This window comes from Mesorhizobium sp. M2E.F.Ca.ET.209.01.1.1 (assembly GCF_004010375.2).
GTDB lineage: Bacteria > Pseudomonadota > Alphaproteobacteria > Rhizobiales > Rhizobiaceae > Mesorhizobium.
On the sequence record NZ_SADP02001358.1, the window covers coordinates 1 to 280 of the forward strand.

Genomic DNA, 280 nt, shown 5'->3' on the forward strand with positions numbered 1-280 from the left:
CTCTGATTGCCATCGACGGCAGCGCGCATTCCGGGCTCGAGCCGCTGGATGTGCAGGGCCTAGTGCGCGATGTCGGCAATTCCGGCCATGTCGAGCAGAGAATGGCGCAGGACGCCTTCATCGGCCACATCCATATGCGCGCCCGCGCACCGGAGATGCTGATGAAATTCTATCTCGGCGTACTCGGCTTCCGGCCGCATATCCAGTCCAGGACCTTCGGCATGTTCGACTGCGGCACCGAACGCCGCCCGCATATGGTGGCCTTCAACATCTGGGCGCG

The 280-nt window shown here is 63.2% G+C and carries 1 pseudogene; it reads left to right on the forward strand.

Annotation, left to right across the window (positions count from 1 at the left end):
- Positions 1–280 (forward strand): annotated as a pseudogene (locus tag EN852_RS40390) (catechol 1,2-dioxygenase); the annotation flags it as partial.